This is a genomic window from Salegentibacter profundi, assembly GCF_054121475.1.
This window is the reverse complement of record NZ_JBSYGG010000002.1, coordinates 347,022-369,431: the sequence shown is the minus strand read 5'-3', so window position 1 is coordinate 369,431 and position 22,410 is coordinate 347,022. Positions and strand designations below refer to the sequence as shown.

Annotated in this window: 23 protein-coding genes; 17 read left to right on the top strand and 6 right to left on the bottom strand. The window is 39.9% G+C overall.

Features of this window, described 5'->3' with window-relative positions:
- Positions 1 to 24: 24 nt before the first annotated feature.
- From ACW6NC_RS04605 to rlmH, 3 genes are all read right to left on the bottom strand, one after another.
- Complete coding sequence (locus ACW6NC_RS04605) at positions 25 to 1,794, bottom strand: DEAD/DEAH box helicase (RefSeq protein ID WP_457863958.1); 1,770 nt, start codon at positions 1,792 to 1,794, stop codon at positions 25 to 27.
- 63 nt (positions 1,795 to 1,857) lie between these two features.
- The gene (locus ACW6NC_RS04600; protein WP_457863957.1) at positions 1,858 to 2,430 is read right to left on the bottom strand and encodes a non-canonical purine NTP diphosphatase; all 573 of its coding nucleotides are present in this window, start codon (positions 2,428 to 2,430) and stop codon (positions 1,858 to 1,860) included.
- A 7-nt stretch (positions 2,431 to 2,437) separates the two neighbouring features.
- Positions 2,438 to 2,911 (bottom strand): 23S rRNA (pseudouridine(1915)-N(3))-methyltransferase RlmH, encoded by a 474-nt coding sequence (rlmH, locus tag ACW6NC_RS04595; protein WP_457863956.1) that lies wholly within the window; start codon positions 2,909 to 2,911, stop codon positions 2,438 to 2,440.
- Positions 2,912 to 2,962: 51 nt separating this feature from the next.
- Between rlmH and nadC the strand changes: the two genes are divergently transcribed.
- The 5 genes from nadC to priA all read left to right on the top strand — a co-directional run bounded on the left by nadC (position 2,963) and on the right by priA (position 8,327).
- Positions 2,963 to 3,820: a carboxylating nicotinate-nucleotide diphosphorylase gene (nadC, locus tag ACW6NC_RS04590; RefSeq protein ID WP_457863955.1), complete on the top strand. Its 858-nt coding sequence runs from the start codon at positions 2,963 to 2,965 to the stop codon at positions 3,818 to 3,820.
- Between the two features lies 1 nt (position 3,821).
- The gene (locus tag ACW6NC_RS04585; RefSeq protein WP_457863954.1) at positions 3,822 to 4,745 is read left to right on the top strand and encodes a YihY/virulence factor BrkB family protein; all 924 of its coding nucleotides are present in this window, start codon (positions 3,822 to 3,824) and stop codon (positions 4,743 to 4,745) included.
- Between the two features lie 21 nt (positions 4,746 to 4,766).
- The gene (locus ACW6NC_RS04580) at positions 4,767 to 5,327 is read left to right on the top strand and encodes a chalcone isomerase family protein (protein ID WP_457863953.1); all 561 of its coding nucleotides are present in this window, start codon (positions 4,767 to 4,769) and stop codon (positions 5,325 to 5,327) included.
- Positions 5,328 to 5,347: 20 nt separating this feature from the next.
- A complete protein-coding gene (locus ACW6NC_RS04575; RefSeq protein WP_457863952.1) occupies positions 5,348 to 5,782 on the top strand; it encodes a DUF2147 domain-containing protein in 435 nt (144 codons plus the stop codon).
- Between the two features lie 91 nt (positions 5,783 to 5,873).
- Positions 5,874 to 8,327: a replication restart helicase PriA gene (gene priA / locus ACW6NC_RS04570; RefSeq protein WP_457863951.1), complete on the top strand. Its 2,454-nt coding sequence runs from the start codon at positions 5,874 to 5,876 to the stop codon at positions 8,325 to 8,327.
- A gap of 54 nt (positions 8,328 to 8,381) precedes the next feature.
- Here priA and ACW6NC_RS04565 read toward each other — a convergent pair whose 3' ends face one another.
- Positions 8,382 to 9,095 (bottom strand): LytR/AlgR family response regulator transcription factor, encoded by a 714-nt coding sequence (locus tag ACW6NC_RS04565; RefSeq protein ID WP_457863950.1) that lies wholly within the window; start codon positions 9,093 to 9,095, stop codon positions 8,382 to 8,384.
- A gap of 164 nt (positions 9,096 to 9,259) precedes the next feature.
- Between ACW6NC_RS04565 and rpsF the strand changes: the two genes are divergently transcribed.
- The 4 genes from rpsF to ACW6NC_RS04545 all read left to right on the top strand — a co-directional run bounded on the left by rpsF (position 9,260) and on the right by ACW6NC_RS04545 (position 10,989).
- A complete protein-coding gene (gene rpsF / locus ACW6NC_RS04560) occupies positions 9,260 to 9,598 on the top strand; it encodes a 30S ribosomal protein S6 (protein WP_457863949.1) in 339 nt (112 codons plus the stop codon).
- Between the two features lie 2 nt (positions 9,599 to 9,600).
- The gene (rpsR, locus tag ACW6NC_RS04555) at positions 9,601 to 9,900 is read left to right on the top strand and encodes a 30S ribosomal protein S18 (protein ID WP_013071549.1); all 300 of its coding nucleotides are present in this window, start codon (positions 9,601 to 9,603) and stop codon (positions 9,898 to 9,900) included.
- A 13-nt stretch (positions 9,901 to 9,913) separates the two neighbouring features.
- The gene (rplI, locus tag ACW6NC_RS04550) at positions 9,914 to 10,363 is read left to right on the top strand and encodes a 50S ribosomal protein L9 (RefSeq protein ID WP_457863948.1); all 450 of its coding nucleotides are present in this window, start codon (positions 9,914 to 9,916) and stop codon (positions 10,361 to 10,363) included.
- 155 nt (positions 10,364 to 10,518) lie between these two features.
- Complete coding sequence (locus tag ACW6NC_RS04545; protein ID WP_457863947.1) at positions 10,519 to 10,989, top strand: DUF6495 family protein; 471 nt, start codon at positions 10,519 to 10,521, stop codon at positions 10,987 to 10,989.
- A 17-nt stretch (positions 10,990 to 11,006) separates the two neighbouring features.
- Here the strand turns inward: ACW6NC_RS04545 and ACW6NC_RS04540 are convergent, their stop codons facing one another.
- Positions 11,007 to 12,254 (bottom strand): ABC transporter permease, encoded by a 1,248-nt coding sequence (locus ACW6NC_RS04540; protein WP_457863946.1) that lies wholly within the window; start codon positions 12,252 to 12,254, stop codon positions 11,007 to 11,009.
- 143 nt (positions 12,255 to 12,397) lie between these two features.
- Here ACW6NC_RS04540 and hisS point away from each other — a divergent pair, with 143 nt between their 5' ends.
- A complete protein-coding gene (gene hisS, locus ACW6NC_RS04535) occupies positions 12,398 to 13,768 on the top strand; it encodes a histidine--tRNA ligase (RefSeq protein ID WP_457863945.1) in 1,371 nt (456 codons plus the stop codon).
- Positions 13,769 to 13,821: 53 nt separating this feature from the next.
- Here hisS and ACW6NC_RS04530 read toward each other — a convergent pair whose 3' ends face one another.
- The gene (locus ACW6NC_RS04530) at positions 13,822 to 14,775 is read right to left on the bottom strand and encodes an aldo/keto reductase (protein ID WP_457863944.1); all 954 of its coding nucleotides are present in this window, start codon (positions 14,773 to 14,775) and stop codon (positions 13,822 to 13,824) included.
- 150 nt (positions 14,776 to 14,925) lie between these two features.
- On the opposite strand from ACW6NC_RS04530, the gene glk reads away from it, so the two are divergent.
- From glk to ACW6NC_RS04495, 7 genes are all read left to right on the top strand, one after another.
- A complete protein-coding gene (gene glk / locus ACW6NC_RS04525; RefSeq protein WP_457863943.1) occupies positions 14,926 to 15,999 on the top strand; it encodes a glucokinase in 1,074 nt (357 codons plus the stop codon).
- Positions 16,000 to 16,230: 231 nt separating this feature from the next.
- A complete protein-coding gene (locus ACW6NC_RS04520) occupies positions 16,231 to 17,736 on the top strand; it encodes an FAD-dependent oxidoreductase (protein WP_457863942.1) in 1,506 nt (501 codons plus the stop codon).
- Between the two features lie 6 nt (positions 17,737 to 17,742).
- Positions 17,743 to 18,084, top strand: a complete 342-nt coding sequence (locus ACW6NC_RS04515) for a hypothetical protein (RefSeq protein WP_457863941.1) — start codon at positions 17,743 to 17,745, stop codon at positions 18,082 to 18,084.
- Positions 18,085 to 18,093: 9 nt separating this feature from the next.
- Positions 18,094 to 19,713: a DUF4396 domain-containing protein gene (locus ACW6NC_RS04510; protein WP_457863940.1), complete on the top strand. Its 1,620-nt coding sequence runs from the start codon at positions 18,094 to 18,096 to the stop codon at positions 19,711 to 19,713.
- Complete coding sequence (locus ACW6NC_RS04505; RefSeq protein WP_457863939.1) at positions 19,700 to 20,980, top strand: hypothetical protein; 1,281 nt, start codon at positions 19,700 to 19,702, stop codon at positions 20,978 to 20,980. Before ACW6NC_RS04510 ends, ACW6NC_RS04505 begins: the two co-directional genes overlap by 14 nt.
- Positions 20,977 to 21,288 carry a hypothetical protein gene (locus ACW6NC_RS04500; protein WP_457863938.1) on the top strand — a complete coding sequence of 104 codons (312 nt, stop codon included), beginning with the start codon at positions 20,977 to 20,979 and terminating at the stop codon, positions 21,286 to 21,288. Before ACW6NC_RS04505 ends, ACW6NC_RS04500 begins: the two co-directional genes overlap by 4 nt.
- A 341-nt stretch (positions 21,289 to 21,629) precedes the next feature.
- On the top strand, positions 21,630 to 22,106 hold the full coding sequence (locus ACW6NC_RS04495) for a hypothetical protein (RefSeq protein WP_457863937.1): 477 nt from the start codon (positions 21,630 to 21,632) through the stop codon (positions 22,104 to 22,106).
- The last annotated feature ends 304 nt before the right edge of the window (positions 22,107 to 22,410 follow it).

Here is a 22,410-nt window from a genome sequence, read left to right as displayed (position 1 = left end):
ATATTTTAAACGCCTTTATGCTATTTATTTCTTAGAACGTCTTCTTTTTAGAGAACTTTCTATATTCTTACCACGGCCACCGGGTTTTTTATCGCCGCGTTTTCTTTTATCAAAGCCTTCTGAACGTCTACCACCAGATTTACCACCCTTGAATGGTTTTCCTGAGCGTTCTTTACCACCTCCGCCTTTTTTTCGGCCACCCCGACCGGAATCGGTAGTAACCTCTACATCGATATGACGGCCATTGTGTTTGAAATCCTTAAAAGTTTCAAGAACTTTATCGGCATGTACTGCATCGGTATTAAAGAAAGAAAATGTCGATTTCGCGTCCACTTTATAAACGTCATCACGGCCAAGATCAAGCGTGGCTTTTAGAAAATCCTTAAGGCTCATCCAGTCGAAACCATCTTTTGCCCCAACATTGATAAAAAACCTTGTTGATTCTCCACCTCCGGAAGCTCTATCGGAACTTCCCGTACTTAAATCCGGGGAATTCTTATAGTAATTAAAGAAGCGCGTGAACTCTACTGAGAAAAATTTCTTGATTAGTTCCTCCCGGCTAAAACCTTCCAAAACCTCGTTAATACTGGGAAGGTATGCATCTATCTCGTGATTGATTTTGGTTTCCTTGATATCATTGGCCAGGTGAAATAACTGAACCCTGCAGATTTCCATCCCGTCAGGAATATCTTTTTGCTCAAATTTTTGTTTTATAATGCGTTCGATACTTTTGATCTTGCGCACTTCGCTTTTTGAAACAATAACCATAGAGACTCCACTCTTACCAGCTCGGCCTGTTCTACCGCTTCGGTGGGTGTAGGTTTCAATTTCATCCGGCAACTGGTAGTTGATTACGTGGGTTATATCATCAACGTCAATACCCCGGGCAGCCACATCGGTAGCCACGAGCATCTGGATCTGTTTGGTCCTGAAACTCTTCATCACAAGGTCACGCTGATTCTGGCTTAAATCCCCGTGTAGGGCTGCAGCACTGTAACCATCTTCAATAAGCTTTTCGGCCACTTTTTGAGTGTCCCTTTTTGTTCGGCAGAATATTACCGAAAAAATATCAGGATTGGCATCTGCCAGTCTTTTTAATGCATCATACCGCTGTCTTGAGTTTACCAAATAGTATTCGTGTGATACATTACTGGTTCCCTGATTCTTGGTTCCCACGGTAATTTCTATGGGAGTTTTCATAAACTTCCTGGCAATAGTAGCTACTTCCTTAGGCATGGTAGCAGAAAATAACCAGGTATTTTTCTCCTTCGGGGTACCTGCTAAGATGGAGGTTATATCCTCATAAAAGCCCATATTCAGCATCTCATCAGCTTCATCTAAAACACAATAATCAATTTTAGTGATGTCGACCAGCTTACGGTTGATCATATCTTGCATACGACCGGGAGTAGCAACAATAATTTGTGCTCCTCGCTCAATCTGACGGGCCTGTTCAGTAATGCTCGCGCCACCATAAATGGCTACTGCGTGTAGATTTTTCTCAAATTTTGAGTAATTCTTTAATTCATTGGTAATCTGAAGGCAAAGCTCACGAGTCGGCGAGAGAATTAATGCCTGGGTATGTTTAGCGTTAGAATTTATCTTTTGGATAAGTGGAAACCCAAAAGCAGCTGTTTTTCCTGTTCCGGTCTGGGCCAGGGCCACCATGTCGGTGTCTTCATTTAACAAAACAGGAATAGCTTTTTCCTGAATTTCACTTGGGCTTTCAAAACCCATTTCTTCGACTGCTTTAAGAATAGAAGGGTTTAAACCTAATTGTTCAAATTTGTTCATATAAAAATTAAAATAAGCGGCAAAGGTACGGCTTCGTGGGCAATAATTCCTTTCCGATGTCTTTTATTTTGAAAGATAGGAGATTAGCCCTCTTAAAGCCTTTGCCCGGTGACTTAATTCCGATTTTTCAGAAAGGCTCATTTGAGCAAATGTTTTGTGGTGTCCATCGGGTTGAAAGATAGGATCGTATCCAAAACCCTTACTACCACGTGGTTTTTCAACAATAGTACCCTTGCAAGTACCTACAAAGAGATTTTGTTGGTCGTTTAAGTTCAGGGCGATCACGGTTTTAAACCTGGCATGGTGATTTTCCTTGTCTTTCAATTCATCAAGTAATTTTTCCATATTGGCCTGGTCACTTTTGGCATCACCAGCATAGCGTGCAGAATATACCCCGGGAGCGCCATCTAATGCCTCTACTTCCAGGCCTGTATCATCGGCGAAAACATCATATCCATAGCGATGCTTTACATACTCGGCTTTTAAAACAGCATTACCTTCAATGGTATCACTGGTTTCAGGGATGTCCTCCGTACAACCAATATCGTCGAGAGAAAGTAATTTGATATAATGAGGAAGCAGCGCTTTTATCTCCTTCATCTTATTTTTGTTGTGTGTGGCGAATACTAGTTCCATAACTATTTTATTGATGGTGATAAGGTTCGTTCTTTAATATGGTAAATGCGCGATAGAGTTGTTCTGTGAAAAACAACCGCACCATTTGATGCGAAAAGGTAAGTTTTGAAAGTGCCAGTTTTGCATCGGCCCTTTTGTAAATGTTCTCGGAAAACCCATAAGGTCCGCCAATTACAAAGATGAGTTGTTTCCTTCCACTATTGAGGCGCTTTTGAATAAATTCCGAGAATCCTACGGAGGTGAATTCTTTTCCTTTTTCGTCAAGGAGCACCACTAAATCGGAAGTTTGGATCTTATTCAGGATAAGCTCACCTTCTTTAGTCTTCTGCTGATTTTCATCAAGATTTTTTGATTTTTTCAGATCGGGGATAATCTCGATATTAAATTTAATGTAGAATTGAAGCCGTTGTTCATAAACCTCTATAAGTTGTTTCAAGGCTTTATTATCGGTCTTACCTATGCACAGTAATTTTATGGTCATATCCTTTATTTAACGCAGACTTTCCTACTTTTACAAAAATAAGTATTGCAAATGATCTCAAAAGCCCAATTTGAAAAAGAAATCGATTTAATTATCACTAATGCTTTAAGAGAAGATCTTGGTGATGGAGATCACAGTTCATTAGCCTGTATTCCAGCTCAAGCCACCGGGAAAGCGAAATTATTGATTAAGGACACCGGTATTTTAGCCGGAGTGGATTTTGCCCTTAGGGTTTTCGAAAAGGTAGATCCTAATTTGAAAACAGAAGTTTTAATAAAGGATGGAAGCCAGATGAATCCTAAGGATATTGCCTTTTATGTAGAAGGGAATACACAATCTATTTTAAAAGCGGAGAGACTTGTACTCAATGCGATGCAGCGTATGAGTGCTATCGCTACAAAAACAAAACAGTTTGCCGATAAACTTCAGGGTACATCTACAAAGATTCTAGATACCCGGAAAACCACTCCTGGCATCAGGGCCCTGGAGAAATGGGCTGTAAAAATAGGAGGAGGAGAGAATCATAGATTCGGCCTGTATGATATGATTATGCTTAAGGACAATCACATTGATTTTGCGGGAGGAATAACCAGGGCGATTCAAAAATCCAGGCAATACCTGGAAGACAATGACCTTGACCTTAAGATCATCGTAGAGGCCAGGGATCTCAATGAAATTAAGGAGATCCTGGAGGCTGACGGCGTTCACCGAATCTTAATAGATAATTTCAATTACCAGGACACCAGGACCGCTGTAGCACTTATCAACGGAAAATGCCAGACGGAATCCAGCGGGGGCATTACCCTTGAGACGGCAAGGCAATATGCGGAATGTGGGGTGGATTATATTTCCAGCGGGGCCTTAACACATTCAGTTTACAACAAAGACCTGAGTCTAAAAGCTTTATAAAATGGCTGTTGATAAAGCATTTAAATCTAAACTGGAGCAATTTTCAAATTGGTGGGAGAATAAAACCAAGAGCATTATTTTACCGGGTTTAGATGGTTTAACGCTTTATGACCTGTGGGAGATTTATTCCGGGGGCATTGTAAAAGGCACATTTTCTACCCGAGCCAGTGCCATAGCCTTTAGCTTCTTTATGGCTTTATTTCCCTTTTTGCTTTTTATGTTGAACCTGATCCCATATATTCAATTCATTGATGATTTTCAGCTTCAGTTCTTAATTTTCATGGATTCACTTTTGCCGCCACAGACCTCGGTGTTTTTTAATGATATCTTTCTGGATATCGCTAACACCCCACGCGGAGGACTTCTTTCGGTAGCCTTTATCTTATCCATATTTTTAATGACCAACGGGGTTAATGCCATTTTTACCGGGTTCGAATTTTCCTACCATACCAATACTAATCGATCTATCATAAGGCAATACATCATAGCTGTAGGAGTATCTCTTATTATGGCATTGTTGTTGCTCATAACAGTTATACTGGCTGTTTACCTGACTTATGCCTTAGATGATCTTAATGACATGGGTTTTGTGGCTAAGGATGGGGCAGGGGCACAACTTATAAAATACAGTGCTTTTGTATTATTGATTTACATAGGGGTGGCTACACTATATTATTTTGGAACCAAAGAAGCCCGGAAGGCGAAGTTCTTTTCAATAGGAGCATTTTTCACCACCATTCTTATTTTGCTTACCACGTACCTTTTTGGTTTGTATATTGAAAATTTCTCTTCTTACAATGAGTTGTATGGGTCCATTGGAGCCCTGTTAATTCTAATGGTATATATTTGGATAAATTCAAATATTTTATTGTTGGGTTTCGAACTTAACGCCTCTTTAATAAAATTGAAAAAAAATTTTAAATAACTTTAATCAATAAATCACAAAATGAAAAACTTAATCCTTTTATGCCTTGCTGTTTTCAGTCTCTCTATAGGCCAGGCTCAAACTGAAATCGGTGGGGTAAGCCTACCAAATACCCTTGAATACGGTTCTGATAAATTAATGCTCAATGGTGCCGGGATACGGGAAAAATTCTGGATGGATATGTATGTAGGGGGACTGTATCTACAAACAAAATCGACCAATGCCACAGAAATAATGAAGGCTGACAGGCCAATGGCTATCAAACTGCACATTGTCTCCAAGATGATTACCAGTAAAAGAATGATCGATGCGGTGAATGAGGGTTTTGAGAATGCTACTGATGGAAATACGGCTCCCATTTCTTCAGAAATCGCTGAATTTAAAAGCTTTTTTGAAGACCAGATCAATAAAGAAGATGTTTTTGATATCGTTTACCTGCCTAAGGAAGGTGTAACGGTCTATAAAAATGGAGAGGAATCGGGTAATATTAAGGGTCTGGAATTCAAACGGGCCTTATTCGGCATCTGGTTATCCGATAAGCCTGCCGATGAAGACCTAAAAAAAGGAATGCTGGGAAAATAATATCCGGATAAAAAAATGCTATGAATATAAATTTTAACCTGTTACTGGTTTGCATGTGTACTTTATTTAGCTGTTTCGAGATGCAGGGACAAAGCATCTTCGGAAAATGGCAAGTAACTAATGATGCCGGAAAAGTAAATTCAATCATAGAAATTTACCAGGAGGGCGGCGAGGTTGCTGGAAAAGTAGTACGGATAATGAAAGAGGAAGACCGTGATCAAACCTGCGATAAATGTAGTGGAGAACTCAAGGATAAACCTATTGAAGGACTTGAGGTTATCAGTGGTTTCGAGAAAGATGGGGAGCACTATACAGGTGGTATTTTAATTGACCCCAAATCGGGGAAAGAATATAAAGGAAAGATCTGGTTGGATGAAGAGGATCCCAATAAGCTGAATGTAAGAGGTTACGTTGCTTTTTTCTATAAAACCAAAACCTGGGAACGCGCCAATTAATCATCCTATAACAAATTGACAAAAAACCATTCTATTTTAGGATGGTTTTTTATTTTTATATTTCCTTATAATTATTCAAATCCAGCTGTAGATGCCCCATTTTATTGATGTAATCCTTCCTCTGCCTTTAGATAAGCGTTTCACCTATGAGGTTTCAAAGGAAGAAGCTCAATTCCTTCTGCCGGGAATGCGTGTTGCGGTTCCTTTTGGCAAATCGAAGATTTATACCGGAATTGCCGCTGATATTCATCAAAGACCACCTGAGGTCTATGAGGCCAAACCTATACATCAGATACTTGATAATCAACCCATAATTACCAGATATCAATTAAAATTCTGGAATTGGATCTCTTCATATTATATGTGTGCGGAAGGGGATGTACTTCGCGCAGCTCTTCCTGGCGCTTTTTTATTGGAGAGTGAGGGGGTGATTCAATTAAGGCATAAAGACCTTCCGTCCCAGGTTGAATTAAATGACGAAGAATACCTCCTTGTGGAAGCCCTTCAACGGCAATCTTCCATGAAGATTCAGGAAGTAATGAAGTTACTGGATAAAAAATCAGTATTACCGATCATCAACAAGTTGATAGAAAAAGAATTCCTGGTGTTGAATCAGGAAATCTACCAACAGTACAAGCCCAAGAAAACCCGGTTTGTCAAATTAAGTGAAAATTACCGCGAAGAAGGTGCTATGCACCAACTGCTGGATCAGTTAAACAGGGCGCCAGGTCAGCGGGAAATTATGCTGACCTATTTCAGTCTAACGGCCAAGAGCCGAAAACCATTGAAAACAAAACATCTCCTTAAACAAAGCAAAGCCTCTCCCGGTACCTTAAAAGCCCTTATAGATAAAGGTATTCTGGAAGAATTCAACCAGGTGGTCGATAGGCTGGGGTTTTCTGGAGAAACCACTTCTAAGGAAATTGTTTTTAGCCAATTCCAGCAAAAAGCTTATAAGGAAATAAAAGATCATTTTGCTGAAAACAAGGTCGGATTGCTGCACGGGATTACCTCCTCGGGAAAAACCGAGATATATATTCAATGCATTAAAGAGGTGCTCAGTGCTGGTCAACAAGCCTTATACCTGCTTCCAGAAATTGCCCTGACCACCCAGTTAATCCAACGCTTACAGCTTTATTTTGGTGATCAGGTCCTTATTTATCACAGCAAATATTCGGTCAATGAGCGAGTGGAAGTATATCGCAAAATCATTGGACATCAAGGTTCCGGGCAAGTTATCATTGGGGCTCGGTCGGCTGTTTTTCTTCCCTTTAGCAATTTAGCCTTGGTAGTTGTAGACGAAGAACACGAGTCCTCCTTCAAACAATTTGACCCGGCTCCCAGATATCATGCAAGGGATGCCGCAGTAGTTTTAGCTTCCTATTTTAAGGCGAACATCCTTTTGGGATCGGCTACACCTTCATTGGAATCCTATTTTAATGCTCAGCATCATAAATACGGCCTTGTGGAACTCAATAGAAGGTTTGGCGATGTGCTGGTCCCTGAGATTGAAATCGTGGACCTTAAGGCTCAGTATAAAAAGAAACGAATGACCGGTCATTTTTCAGATAGGCTTCTGGAAGAGATCAAGGCAACATTAAAGGAGGAAGAGCAGGTAATCCTGTTTCAAAACCGTCGTGGTTTTTCCCCAATTTTAGAGTGCAATTCCTGCGGACACTCTCCGCAGTGCCCGAATTGTGATGTAAGTTTAACCTACCACTCGCATAACAATCAGTTGCGCTGTCATTACTGTGGCTATCATATTGCAATGCAGCAAAAATGTATGGCCTGTCATAGTATGGATGTTTCGACAAAAGGTTTTGGAACAGAACAAATAGAAACTGAACTCAAGGCACTATTTCCTGATCATAAAATAGCAAGGATGGATCAGGATACTACACGGGGCAAGTATGGGTTTGATAAAATTATTAAGGCTTTTGAGCAGGAGGAAATAGATATTCTTGTGGGAACCCAGATGGTTACCAAGGGTCTGGATTTCCGAAACGTAAACCTTGTGGGGATTATGAATGCTGATAACCTGCTAAACTTTCCGGATTTCAGAGCACATGAGCGAAGTTTTCAGTTGATGCTGCAAGTTGCCGGAAGAGCAGGAAGAACAAAAAAGAGGGGGAAAGTGCTGATCCAAAGCTACAATCCGAATCACCAGATTATCCAGCAAGTCTCTACGGGAGATTACAAGGCAATGTATAAAGAACAACTGGAGGAGCGCTATAATTACAAGTATCCACCATACTACCGTATCATCCGGTTTACCCTGAAGAGTAGGGATTATTCCACAAATAATACGGCAGCGGATTGGTTGGCAAAATCGCTCACCAATGTGTTTGGGGAGTTTGTTTTGGGCCCTGAATTTCCTCCTGTAGCCCGTATTCGCAATGAATATTATAAAAATATACTTCTAAAAATACCTCAGCATCAGAGCCTGGATAAAACCAAGACTGTAGCCAATAGGATCCTTTTGAGTTTTAAGGCAATAGGGGCGTTCAGGGGGGTAAGAGTGGTGGTCAATGTTGACCCGGTATAATAAGGGTGGGACTCCCTGTTAATACTGAATCAAAAATTTAGCCTTGTAAAGGAATTAATGGATTTGGCTTAAAGCTTCTACCAGGTCATTTTTTTTATGCCTGCTCAGGGGAAGTTGTTGCTTGTCTATTTCGATGTTTTTACTATTATAACGTTCAATCTTATCTAAATTAACGATATAGGATTTGTGAGTCCGCAGAAATTTGTCGTTGGGTAATTGCTCCTCGAAAGACTTCATTGTTGCCAAAACGACAAAATTTTCTTTTTCAGTCACAAACTTTACGTAATCCCCCAGGGCCTGTATGTATTTTAATTTATTGAGAAAAACCTTTCTGTTTTTTAGGTTGCTCTTTACAAAAATAAAATCTTCATCCTCGGGATTAACCGGTACCTGATGTTTGAGTTTATAGAGATTGATCGCCTTATTTACCGCATTGTTGAAACGTTCTTTGGTGACCGGTTTGTGAATATAGTCTACCGCGTCATAATCAAAGGCTTTGAACGCGTATTGGGTCTTACCGGTTACAAATATGATCTGAGGTTTATTGGGTAGGTCATCCAGGAGTTCAAAGCCAGAAAGAATAGGCATTTCTATATCCAGAAAAATCAGATCGATTTCGGTGTCCAGTAGACCGTTCTTTGTTTCGATGGCGTTATTATACTCAGCCACCAATTTTAAATTCAGGTGATCTCTAATCAGCTTTACAATAGATAATCTTTGTAAACTGGAATCATCAACAACAGCACATTTGAGTAAAATTTCTTCCACAGTCAGTTAGGTTAAGTAATAACAATATTAAACATTAAATTTATTAATAACAAGTTAAAGCGCACATTCATCAGGAATAAATGCATTTTATCTATGGTGTAGGGCTTTGAAAATAGAAATAATAATTCTACTTTTGCAGCCAATTTAATTAAAAGTTATTTTATATGAATCATTATGAAACTGTTTTCATCTTGAATCCCGTTTTATCTGATGAGCAGATAAAGGAGACAGTTCAGAAATACGAAGAATTTCTTGTTTCTAAAGGTGCCAAGATGATATCAAAAGAAGATTGGGGGCTTAGAAAACTGGCCTATCCAATCCAACACAAAAAAAGTGGCTTCTATCACTTATTTGAATTTCAGGCACCAGGTGAGGCTATAGAGCCTTTGGAACTCGCCTTCAGAAGAGATGAGCGCATGATGCGTTATCTAACGGTTAAGTTAGATAAACACGCTGTTGCCTGGGCTGAGAAAAGAAGAAACCGTAAACAAGAAAAAGCGTAAGTATGGCTACCTCTATTGAACAACAAGCAAAAGGAAAAAAAGACGGGGAGATCAGATATCTTACCCCGCTTAACATAGAAACTTCTAAAACCAAGAAGTATTGCCGTTTTAAAAGATCTGGGATTAAATATATAGATTATAAAGATCCGGATTTTTTAATGAGTTTTGTAAACGAACAGGGTAAGTTGTTACCTCGACGTTTAACAGGTACTTCATTGAAATACCAAAGAAAAGTGGCTGTTGCCGTTAAACGCGCCCGTCATTTGGCACTAATGCCATACGTTGGTGATTTATTAAAATAAAAAAGGCAGTTTTATGGAATTGATACTTAAGAAAGACGTAGATAATTTAGGCTTTAAAGATGACGTGGTAGAAGTGAAGAACGGATACGGACGTAACTTTTTAATTCCTCAGGGCTTTGCACAGCTTGCAACTCCTTCAGCCAAAAAAGTGTTGGCTGAAACCCTGAAACAACGTGCCTATAAAGAACAAAAACACATAGACGAAGCCAAAAAACAGGCTGAAAAATTAAATGGTTTGGAAATCAAGATCACTGCTAAAGCAGGAGCTGGTGACAAATTATTTGGGTCTATTACCAACGCCGATCTTGCCGATGCACTGGCTAAGGAAGGTGTGGAAATCGAAAAGAAATATATTAGCATCGCAGGTGGTAACATCAAGCGTTTAGGACAATATGAAGCTACTTTGCGTTTTCACCGTGAGGTGATTGTAAACTTCAGCTTTGACGTAGTCTCTGAAGCTTAAATTATTTAATGTATAAGGATAAGCCTGCTCTTTATGAGTGGGCTTTTCTATTTTAGTGAGACGCTCTCTTTTTAAAAAGGCGTTTTTTCTAATTATTTGAATTTGCAGGTCGAGCCAATCCCGGAATTTGGGAGCTCTATTAATTATATTTGATCATGAAGTACGCCCGTTTAACCAAGGAACAATTTGAGGAAATGCACCAGGAATTTATTAATTTTCTGGCAAGTCAATCTATTACTGCTGAAGAATGGCAGGAACTCAAAACCAATAAACCTGACGTAGCTGAACAGGAACTTGATGTTTTTAGTGACCTGGTTTGGGAAGGAGTATTAAATAAAGTGGAATACCTGGAGCATTTCTCTCCTAATCAGCTATTTCTCTTTCATATTACGGCCGCAACGATTAATCTTGTGGCTATTAAAATTGAAAATGAAGCAATAGATCTAAGAACCCGGGAAGGATATCGTTGGCTTCAGGGAAATCTCCTTGATGATTCGGTCAATATTTATACCTCCACCAAGGCCATCAGCGATGATCGTAATAAGGATATATTTGCACTTATTCAACAAGGAGCCAATATTACCAAAGGCGAATTATATTCCTATTTTGAGAAGGTGGTCAATTAATTTCAATTCCTTGGTAATTATTCATACCGCAGGGATTCTATAGGATCCTGTTTCGCGGCCTTTGCCGCAGGATAACTTCCCGCCAGGATGGCCACCAATATGGTAATTGCCGTGGCCCAAAGCATTGCAATCCAGGGTGTGGTAAAATCAAATCCTGCTGCCGCTGACACCCCAAAACCGATCAGTATTCCTAATAAAATTCCCAGTATGCCGCCGATCTGCCCAATTATAATGGTTTCCATGAAAAATTGTGTGGCAATGGTTTTGCTTTTGGCGCCAAGAGCTTTTCGAACTCCGATTTCCCGGGTTCGTTCCGTCACACTTACAAGCATTATATTCATCAGTGCGATGGAAGATCCAAAAATGGTAATAATCGATATGATCCAGGCAGCTATATTAAGATAACTGGTAATGGAGAAGATTCTGTTTATCAAATCATCGCTCTTTTCGATCCCGAAATTGTTTTCCTCCATAGGATTGAGCTTTCTTACATTTCTAAAAGTGAGGATAGCTTCCTCCTGGGCTGCCTCCAGGAATTCCTTATTTTCTACTTTAACACTTAGATTGTAATTTATCCGGGGTTGGGTAAAAAGAGATCTGGCCAATTGAATCGGTATCAATACCCTGAGATCCTGATTATTTCCGAAGGTGGAACCTTTTGATTCTAAAACTCCAATAACTCTGAATTTCGCTCCTCGTACACTAATTGTTTTTCCAACGGGATCAGCCCCTTTGAACAAGCCTTTTTCCTTTACAAAATCAGCTCCAAGTATGGCGACATTGCTGTTGTTCCTAACATCGAAAACATTCAGTTCCCGCCCGGTTTCAACATTGAGGCCACTATTGGTTAAAAAGTTCTCATTGACCCCAAGTACAGAAACTTCAGGATCGGTTTTTTCATTTTCATACTTTACTTCTGCAGTTCCAGTACCGGTGAAAGACACCGAGGTTTGTGTGAAAGGATAATCGTAATTTTGTTCAAATTGTCGAACCTCTCTATAACTTATAATAGGATTTATTTTTTCGGTTTCTCCTCCACCACGCCTTTGGGAATTAAATTCATAACGCTGAATATTGAAGGTATTTGCTCCCATAGAAGCAAAATCGCTACTTATAGTATTTTCCAGGGCGGCCACAGCACTTAAAATACCAACTAATGCGGTAATTCCAATAGCGATTATCAGCACAGTTAAAATGGTTCGTAGAAGCTGACTTTTAATAGAATGGAAAGCGATCCTGATGTTTTCTTTTAGCAGGCCAAACATATTTTAGAATTATGATGCAATGGATTAGACTCAGGGAACATCCTTTTGTTACTTTAAAATTGAAATTTATTTGGGTTCGTTGAAAATTTAAGATATTTGCAACCAGTAAAAAATTAATTCAAGGCTTTACAGCAAAATAATTTATGGCACAAAAACCATCCATTCCCAAAGGAACCCGGGATTTTTCTCCTGCTGAAGTTGCTAAAAGAAACTACATCTTCGAGAAGATAAAAGAACAGTTTAAAATTTTCGGATTTCAACCCATAGAAACGCCGAGTTTTGAAAATTCCGATACCCTGATGGGAAAATATGGAGAAGAAGGGGATCGCTTAATTTTTAAAATTCTCAATTCAGGAGATTTTTTAAAAAAGACTGATGTAAATCTCCTTGAGCAGAAAGACAGTCAGAAAGTCACTGCTTCCATAAGCGAAAAAGCCTTGCGATATGATCTTACCGTACCTTTTGCCCGGTATGTGGTTCAGCATCAAAATGAAATTGACTTTCCCTTCAAACGCTATCAGATTCAACCGGTTTGGCGTGCCGACAGGCCTCAGAAAGGACGTTTCAGAGAATTTTTCCAATGTGATGCGGACGTTGTGGGGAGTAAAAGTCTTTGGCAGGAGGTGGAATTCATTCAGCTGTATGATGCCGTTTTCGACTCCTTAGGCTTGAAAGGGGCTTCGATTAAGATTAATAACCGCAAAGTACTCACCGGTTTTGCTGAAGTGATCGGAGAGCAGGATAAACTCATCGATTTTACGGTTGCCCTGGATAAGCTCGATAAAATAGGAGAGGAAGGGGTTAAAAAGGAAATGCGCGAGAAGGGAATTGCGGAAAGCGCCCTGGAAAAGATTGCACCGATTTTCAGTCTTAAAGGTGATTTTGGTCAAAAAATACAGGGTATAAAAGATATCCTAGGCACATCAGAGGTAGGGAAGACAGGAATAAAAGAACTTGAATTTATTGAAAGGGCCATTGCTGCTATGCCTTTGAGATCGGCTAAACTTAGTCTTGATGTTACCCTGGCCCGGGGGCTTAATTATTATACAGGAGCCATCTTCGAGGTAGCACCCCCTAAGGAAGTAAAAATGGGATCCATTGGAGGAGGAGGCCGTTATGACGACCTTACAGGTATCTTCGGCTTAAAAGATATGAGCGGAGTAGGCATATCTTTTGGACTGGACAGGATCTATCTGGTACTGGAAGAATTAGGGCTTTTCCCAGAAACCGTCACGGAGAATACAAGGGTTTTATTCATTAATTTTGGGGAAGAAGAATCCTTATATGCCTTGAAAGCCATAACTGAATTAAGGAGGAAGGGAGTTGTTGCAGAACTATATCCTGATGCTGCTAAAATGAATAAACAAATGAAATACGCCAATAAAAGAGATATCCCCTTTGTCGTATTGGCTGGAGGCGAAGAAATGCAGCAGGAAGAATTTACCTTGAAGAATATGAAAACCGGAGAACAAGACACGGTATCCCTGGCAGCCTTAACCAAGGAAGTCCATTGAGAAGATTCTTTTATTTTCAGGAGGGTGCCCCTGAAAGTATATCGCTTGTTCCTTTAATATTCAGAGGCTTTTAAGAGGTAATTCATCTGGTCTCCTGTTAATTGGAGGTCAATGGCTTCTTTGAAGGCATCCAGATGAGCTGATTTTGTAGCGCTTGCAATCGGAGCATCTACCCCCGGTCTTTGCATTAACCAGCCCAGAGCTACAGCAGCCTGGGATACCTCATGCACCTTGGAGATCTTATCGAGGGCTTCCAGAACTTTTCGCCCCCGGTCATTTAGGTATTTTTCAGTAAACATTTTGCGGTCTTTTCCTTCAAAATCTGCCGTTTCCCGGTATTTTCCTGTTAAGAATCCACTGGCAAGAGCAAAGTATGGGGTGACCCCCAAATTATTCTCTCTACAAAAACCCCTTCCCCAATTCTCAAAATTTTCCCGGGCCATGAGGTTATATTCAGGCTGATACACCTGGTAGCGGGGCAATTTTTTTTCTTTTGCGACATCTATTGCCTTCTGTAACCTTGGATGGGAAAAGTTGGAAGCCCCTATATGTTTTATCTTCCCGGCATCTATAAGTTCCTGATAGGCTTCAAGGGTTTCTCCGACCGGGGTTATTCCATCATCGTAATGGGTGAAATAAAGGTCTATGTAATCGGTTTGGAGTCGTTTTAAGGATTCCTGGGCTGCCTTTAATATATATTGCTTAGAAGTGTTTTTAGGACCACCCTGTTTCATGCTGGAACCTCCTTTGGTCGCTATGATCATCTTATCCCTCACTCCTCGATCTTTCATCCATTTCCCAATGATCTTTTCTGAAGTACCTCCTTCTACACCCTTTGCCCATCGGGAATATACATCGGCAGTATCAATCATATCATAACCCTTATCAAGGAGTTCATCCAGCATTTTAAAAGATTCACTCTCATTTAAGGTCCATCCAAATACATTACCACCAAATATTATTGGTGGTGCTGAAATACTGGTATTTCCAAGTTGCTTTTTTAGCATTATTTAGAGTTTTAAGGTTTCCTAAAATACAATTTTTACAAGATTTAACAAGCCTCTTCTCCCGTTCAGAATACAAATTATTATCTTCAATAGGTTCAAATGCAGGCTTTGATTCGGATATTCATCGATGGAGTATAAAAAGGAAGCGCTATGGAAGGAAAAATAGCATTTAATAATGAATCGCAAGATTTTTATATGCCGCTCTCGTTTCAGGGAAAGGAAACTTTTCAAGGTGAAGGTGTGATTTTAGCGGGCGATATTGGCGGTACGAAAACCAACCTTGCTTTATTTGAATTTAAAGATAATGCTTTGAATCTTCTAAAACAGCAGATCTATAAGACAAATGACTGGTCTTCTTTCCTTGAAATTATGACGGATTTTATTTCCTCCGATTTACCTTCAATAGAAAGCCTTTGCCTTGGTGTAGCGGGACCTGTAATAAACGGCAGGGTAGAAGGGACCAATTTTCCCTGGGTTTTGGATGAATTGGATATTGCCAAGGCCTTGAAGATTTCGAAAGTTTTTCTGATAAATGATATGGAAGCCAATGCCTATGGACTTTCTGTATTGACTAATAAGGACTTAGTTGAAATTAAAAAAGGAAAATGGATTAGAGGTAATGCCGCGATAATTTCGCCCGGTACTGGTCTTGGAGAAGTAGGCCTTTACTGGAATGGACACCACTACCATCCCTTTGCTTCAGAAGGAGGTCATTGTGATTTCAGTCCACGATCAGAATTAGATCTTCATTTTTGGCGATTCTTACATAAAAAATACGACCAGGTGAGTTGGGAGCGAATTTTGTCCGGTCCTGGGATCGTAAACATCTATGAATTTCTTGTTGACTTCAGAACCATAAGCGACCCAGAAATTTTAGATCGGATCAGCCAGGGCGATCCGGCTGCTAATATTAGCAACTGCGCCAGGGACGAAGCTTTTGAAGTTTGTGGTGAGGTCATGGAGCTATTTGTGACCTATTTGGCTACAGAAGCAGCCCAGATGGCTTTGAAATTTAAGGCTATGGGAGGTGTTTTTATAGGTGGAGGCATATTGCCTAAGATTATCGATACCACAAATAAAGAGCTATTTAAGCATCATTTTGTGCAATCGGACAGAATGAACCCGCTTTTGAAGCGGATACCGGTAAATGTTATCCTTAATGAAGAAAGTCCACTTTTTGGTGCTGCCTTTTGCGCTGCAAGGAATCTTTGTAAGGGAAGCTAGGTAAGCGTTACCAGGGTTAGTTAAATACTATTGGGATTTCATTTTTTATATAATTTTTAAACTTATTCTTAATTAGAAACTGATTTTCTTGAAAAATCAAGTTAAACTCATGTTAGAGTTTGTTAATAACTCAATTATACATTAGTTGGTTATTAAATTTATTCTCAGAATAATATTCAAAGTCATTTTTATAATGACAATGGAACTTAATATTTAATAAAATGAAGTACAATGACAGAGTCTATTTGGAAAGCAAAAGCCTCTAATCCTAAATATCCAACTTTAGAGAAAGATATTGAAGTTGAAGTGGCCATAGTAGGTGGTGGAATAACGGGTATAACCAGTGCCTATCTTATAGCCCAGAAAGGAATAAAAGTGGCTGTTTTGGAAAGTATGGAAATTGGGGGAGGGACCACAGCAGGTTCTACTGGCAATTTATACACCATGGTTGATAACCGTCTGCACCATATTCAGGCAAAATTCGATAAGAAAACAGCTGCAAAGGTTAGTGAATCTCGCACAGCTGCTGTAGATCTTATAGAAGATATAATCCGAAAATATTCCATTGAATGTAGTTTTAAAAGACAACCCTGGGTGTTATATACCGAAACAGGAGAAGAAAAAGAGATTCTCGAAAAAACTAAAGAAACACTGCTTGATCTGGGGCTGGAAGTGCAGGAACAAAATTCCCTTCCATTGCCTTTCCCTATCCATTCTGCAATAAAGGTGGAGAATCAGGCACAGTTTAATCCGGCGGAATTTGTGGCGGGACTGGCCCAGAACATAGATGTCCAGCAGTGCCAAATATTTGAGAATTCTCCTGTATATCACATAGAGAAAGGATCTCCGCATATTCTCCATACTCCCAGTGGAAAGGTTAAGGCAAATAAGGTTATTCTGGCCACACATACACCTAAAGGAGTTTATGCGCTTCAGACTGCACTTTATCCCCACAGGGAATATGCGCTGGCAGCAAAATTGAAGACAGGAGAATATCCAGATGGAATCTTCTGGAGTACCGAGTCCAAAGCACATCCCTCATTGCGTTCTTATGAGACTGCGGAAGGTAAATTCTTAATTACTGTCGGTTACCACCATAAAGTAGGGCAAGAGGATCCTAAGAAAGATTATTTTGGAGATCTTGAAAAGAACCTAAGGAAAAATTATGATGTTGAAGAAGTGATGTACAAATGGTCTGCACAGCATTATAAGCCTGCAGACGGTCTGCCATATATTGGAGAAAGCAGTGATGATAATATCTACCTGGCCACCGGTTTTTCTACCGACGGGCTCACCTATGGAGTGGTTTCGGCAATGATCTTTAGGGATCTTCTTTCTGGAGCCAAAAATAATTGGGCAGAGATTTATAAAGCCAGGCGATTTACTCCTCTTAAATCTGCCAAACCTTTTATAAAGGAGAATCTCAATGTGCTCAAGGAATATTTAAAGGATATTCCTGGAAAGGCCGATAAGGAGGCCTTTTCTGATGTAAAAAAAGGAGAAGGCAAGATCGTGGAGATGAACGATGAGAAGTGGGCAGTTCACCGTGATCAAGAGGGAAGACTTTGTGCAGCATCTGCAGTATGTACCCATATGGATTGTATTGTAAACTGGAATAATGAAGAGAAGACCTGGGACTGTCCCTGTCATGGTAGCCGGTTCAAGCCAACTGGGGAAGTGATAGAAGGCCCTGCTTTTTCGCCGTTAGATAAAAGAAAAATTAATCCCGAGAATTAAGAAACTATGGTAATTACAGCTATTATTCTTATTACTCTTGCTGTTTTTTTAGGGGCATATCTATTAACCTATGTGCTGCAGGAAAAACATCCACCAAAGAGTATTGTATTGGCACATGGCACTTTTGCTGTTTTGGGGATTCTTTTAATCCTTATCTATGCCCTTACCACTAAAGAACCCCATAAGCACTGGGATAGCTTCGTTATCTTTTCAGTTGCGGCTATAGTGGGGATCTATATGTTTTCTCGTGACCTAAGACATAAAAACGTTCCAAAGTGGGTGGCCATTTTACATGGATCTATAGGCCTATTTGGATTTATTTGGATTTTAATTCATGTTTTACATTAAAAAACGATTATGATACGCTGGTCTTATCCTGTTTTAGCCTTATTTATCTTTATTGTTATTGGTTTTGGTCTTATCCTAACACTAATGGAAGGGGTAGAAACCGCTGGATTAGTTAAACCTGATCACAATCCTGAAAAAGGCCGTCTTATATCGCATTTGAAGAATACCACTCATGTGTCCGGTTCAGCGGCAGAGATTCATGAAAAAATAAAAGAAGCCGTTCCGTATTCTGAAGCTCAAACGGCTGACTTTGTACCGACACCTGAAAACTGGAAAGAATTTGTGCAATCCAGTATAACCGTCAATCCAGACTCTAAACATGTGATCATTCTTCCTTCGGGAACGGTGGAAGCTTTGGAATGGGCACTTCCGGCGATCTTTTATGCAAAATACTATGGTTCTCCCATTATTTTTGCTGATGATATAGGAAACAATGGAGACCTTCTAAAAAACCGTAAGGTGTTTGTGATAGGCCCAAAGAAATTACTCTCAACATCTGATCTGGGGTCCGTCAAGGACTATGAAAGAATTACGGCGAATAATCCTGCCGCACTGGCCGTAAAGATGGCCCGGTACAGGGATAATAAAACAGAATTCGGTTGGGGAAGAACTGGAGGTAGAAAAACTGGCTACTTCCAGTTTTTAATGGCTACTCCTTCTAGAGCTATTGATGCTCTGGCCGCTTTGGCTTTAGCCAAAAGTAATGGAGCTACGGTATTGTACACTGATGAAAAAGGTGGTCTCCCGGCAATTACGGATACCTATATTTGGTCTCAGCGAGCAGACTGGTTCGTCACACCTTCTGAGGGACCATTCCGTCATTTTTGGGTGGTTACCTCGGGTATGAGCTATAAAGCTCAGAGCAGAATGGATTTTTCTGTCGAGAAATCAGAATACCCTACCTTGGGTCCAGTTGCACTTGGTCCCCTGGAGGTTTTGGTCATCATTTTTATTTTCCTTGGGATTGCAGGGGGGCTATTTATTATGGTCCATTCTTCCTATACCCTACAAATGGTATCCATTCCAGTAAAAATTGCCTGGACAATGGGAGCCATGGTTCTTCCTGTTTTAGGAGTGATATTGTATTTAAATGCCTATAGAAGACCTTATTACAAGGAGGATGGCATGATGCGCTGGTTGAGGCCACAGAACATTCAAAGTGCTTCTGCTACGATGATGGGCTTCGGTTATGGGGCTCCATTGATGATCGCCATTGGATATTTGCTAGCCTATTTTGGATTTCCGATTTTTTATTCAGAAGGAATTAGCGAAGGTGTATTTTGGCTAGGTGCGGGAATGCCTGTAATGATGATTATCATGTATCTGGGGGCCATTATAGTGGCTGCGCTAATGGTTCATTATCCTATGAAAGAGACGATGATGGAAATGAAAGATAGTTTGCTTATTAAACAATCATTTAAAATGACTTTTATAAGTATGACCATGGTAAGTTTAGGGATGATGACCTTTACCTGGTGGTTTATGATGACCCATCTGCCCATGATGCCGGCAGAAGATGACATCCTCTGGTTTGGAACATTGTGGATTGCTTCTTTTACAGGCTTTGTAGTGGCATGGCCTTTTAATTGGTTAATGATAAGAAAAGAAATTAAACATGGAAATCGCTAAAAGTAAACTTATCCCGGTAATTTTTATAGTTTTTCTTGTGGCTTCCTGCGGAAAATCTGAAGGACCACCTTTAAAATCCCAGCTGCCATTGCAGGAGGAAGCTAATTTCACCGCGTATACCACCCGCCTGCCGGGTAGTGATCCTGAAACTGTTTCCTTGCTGGTTACCAATGTTGTTTATGCCGCCACAAGAGAGGACAATGCTGTTGGAGCCATTATCCTAACTCCTATGGATGAAGAAATCGCATTTACCGCAATGCATCGGATAACTCACATGCCTGTAAACGCTCCACTGTTGTTTTTGGGGGAAGATGGAAAGATCTCCGACAGGACCTTCCAGGAAATGAAGCGTTTAAAACCCGATGGGGTGATGCAGGATCAGCGTAAACAGGTATATGCCATTAATATTCCAGAGAGTGAAATAGAAAGAATCGAAAATGAACTGAATTATAATGTTCGAACCTTTTATGAGGAAGACCCTGTGAAATTGGCTGAACTTTTAGATCGCTGGCAAGCAGCAATGAAAGCAGATCATCCTGATGAAGTGGTTATTTCTTCTATAGATCATCCAGATGGTATAAAACACGGAATGGGAGCCATGGGCTGGAATGCACATATGGGTAGAGGTTTCGCATGGGTCTATACTGACAGCGTGCCCCAGGCAACTAAAAAATTGCTCAAACGAAGGTATGGTGAGCATGGAGCCTATATGTACCTTACCGGTGGTTCTGATGTGATTTCTGATAAAGTGGCCCGTGAACTAGGAGAGTTCGGTTTGGTGCGACGTATTGCAGGAGATGATGTCTTTTCTACCAATACTACCAATGCCGGATACAAAGACTTTGGTAGAAATTTTGGCTGGGCATGGGGTTGGAAGCCAAGAGGTTTTGGCTGGGGCTTAGCCCAGGCAGGACATAATTATATTTTTTCTAATGCAGAGAATGTTTTGGCCACTATCCCGGCCGCTGTGCTGGGCCATATGGGAAAACACGGACCAATCCTGCTGGTAGATTCGGAGGAATTTCCACAGTCTGTAAAAGATTATTTAAAAATGGTCAAACCTTTTCCCACAGGTCCTCAGGAAACAATTTTGAATTTTGGCTGGATAATTGGCGATAGTAGCCAGGTTTCTAAAAATGTACAAATGGAAATAGACAGGTATCTTGCCCCTTTTCCTTTAGATGATAAGGAAGTTGCTGCAGAATCAGTGAATGATTCCATCCCGCAGGAAAAATTAAAAGATACCCTTCAAAATCTACAGCAATGAAAAAAGCAAATAAAGCAATTAAAAGGGAAGAAGATCTGATTGTCGGATATTCCGATGAGAATCCTAAAGGCAAGCTTATCTATCATCCAATTATTTTAAGGCAGGCGTTGATTTTGGCTGCGTTAACAGCAATTGCTTTGGGAGTTTTATCCTATCTTATCGCCTATGGCAGTATTCCGGTTGCTGATTTTGGCCAGTTTTCAGCAAGTTCCCATTGGGTTGCGGCCATTACCGGTTTTGGGGTTGGAGCAGCAATTGGGGGATTGGCTGGAGGACTTATAGGTATAAGGAAAATTACAAAGATGTAATTGACCACGTAATTTTCAAGTACCCCTTAATTATAGGGCGGTACCTAATTCATGGCTTAGGGATTGATATCATTCCTTTTAATTAGATGAAGTTATTTGGAATTAGCACTTATTTTGATAAGAAATAATATAAATACCTTTCGATTTTTTATCTTCAGGATTTATGAAAGATCATAAGGAGAAATCAGTATTTTACTCCTCTGAAAATTTAATTATTCCTTGCCATTCCTGGAAAATGCAAAATATTATCTGTAGATAATATCCAGGAAATTAGTGGAAACATCACCTGAGGTTCCCTTCTGGGATCTGTAATAAAAATTATTAAAATTTTCCCCAAAGCCATGAAGTTCAGTAAAAAAGAGAAGCGATTCTGGAAAACTAAATTTTCCTTTAATGGGCTAAAGAATATTCCCGAAGGAATGGACCATATGAATCTCAAGGATGAATATTTTACTAACGAGGAACTTTGCTTTATCACAAATCGTATCAAGCGTATTGAACGCTTAGACCTGGATAGTAATCCAATAGATGATGCCGGGATTCCTTGTTTGCTGAATATGGACTATATAGGGGAGTTGCGATTGAAAAATCTGGAAATTACAGATAAATCAATACCCGTCCTGGCACAACTTCAAACGCTTAAATTGTTGCATCTTGGGTCTACCTATATTTCCTGTGAACGGTTAGAAGCCTTAACAAAATTAAATAACTTGAAAGCACTTTTTATAGCACCACAAAAGCTTGATGAAGATAAACTCAATGAATTTAAAAAGAAAATGCCGCAATGTGCTTTAACGGTTAACTCAAAGCCATTTTAAATAGTTAGAATCAAATTTTAAATGCTTCTAGGACCAAATCGCTATCCCAAATTTCTCAGATCCAAATGAAAGAGCTGCGCCATTTCATCACAGCTTTTGTAAGATGATTTAATAGGCCTATGTTATTCTTGTTGATTGACTTTGTCACTTTTTATGACTCAAAATTGTTTCATCCGTATACTGAATGGGTTACTATTCCATAGAATTTTTGGAAAGACTTTCATTGGAGCCCATGGTAGGTGGGGAAATATTGATGTGAAATTCCTAAACTTCTTTTTGGACAATGGGAATTGAGCTTAAATAA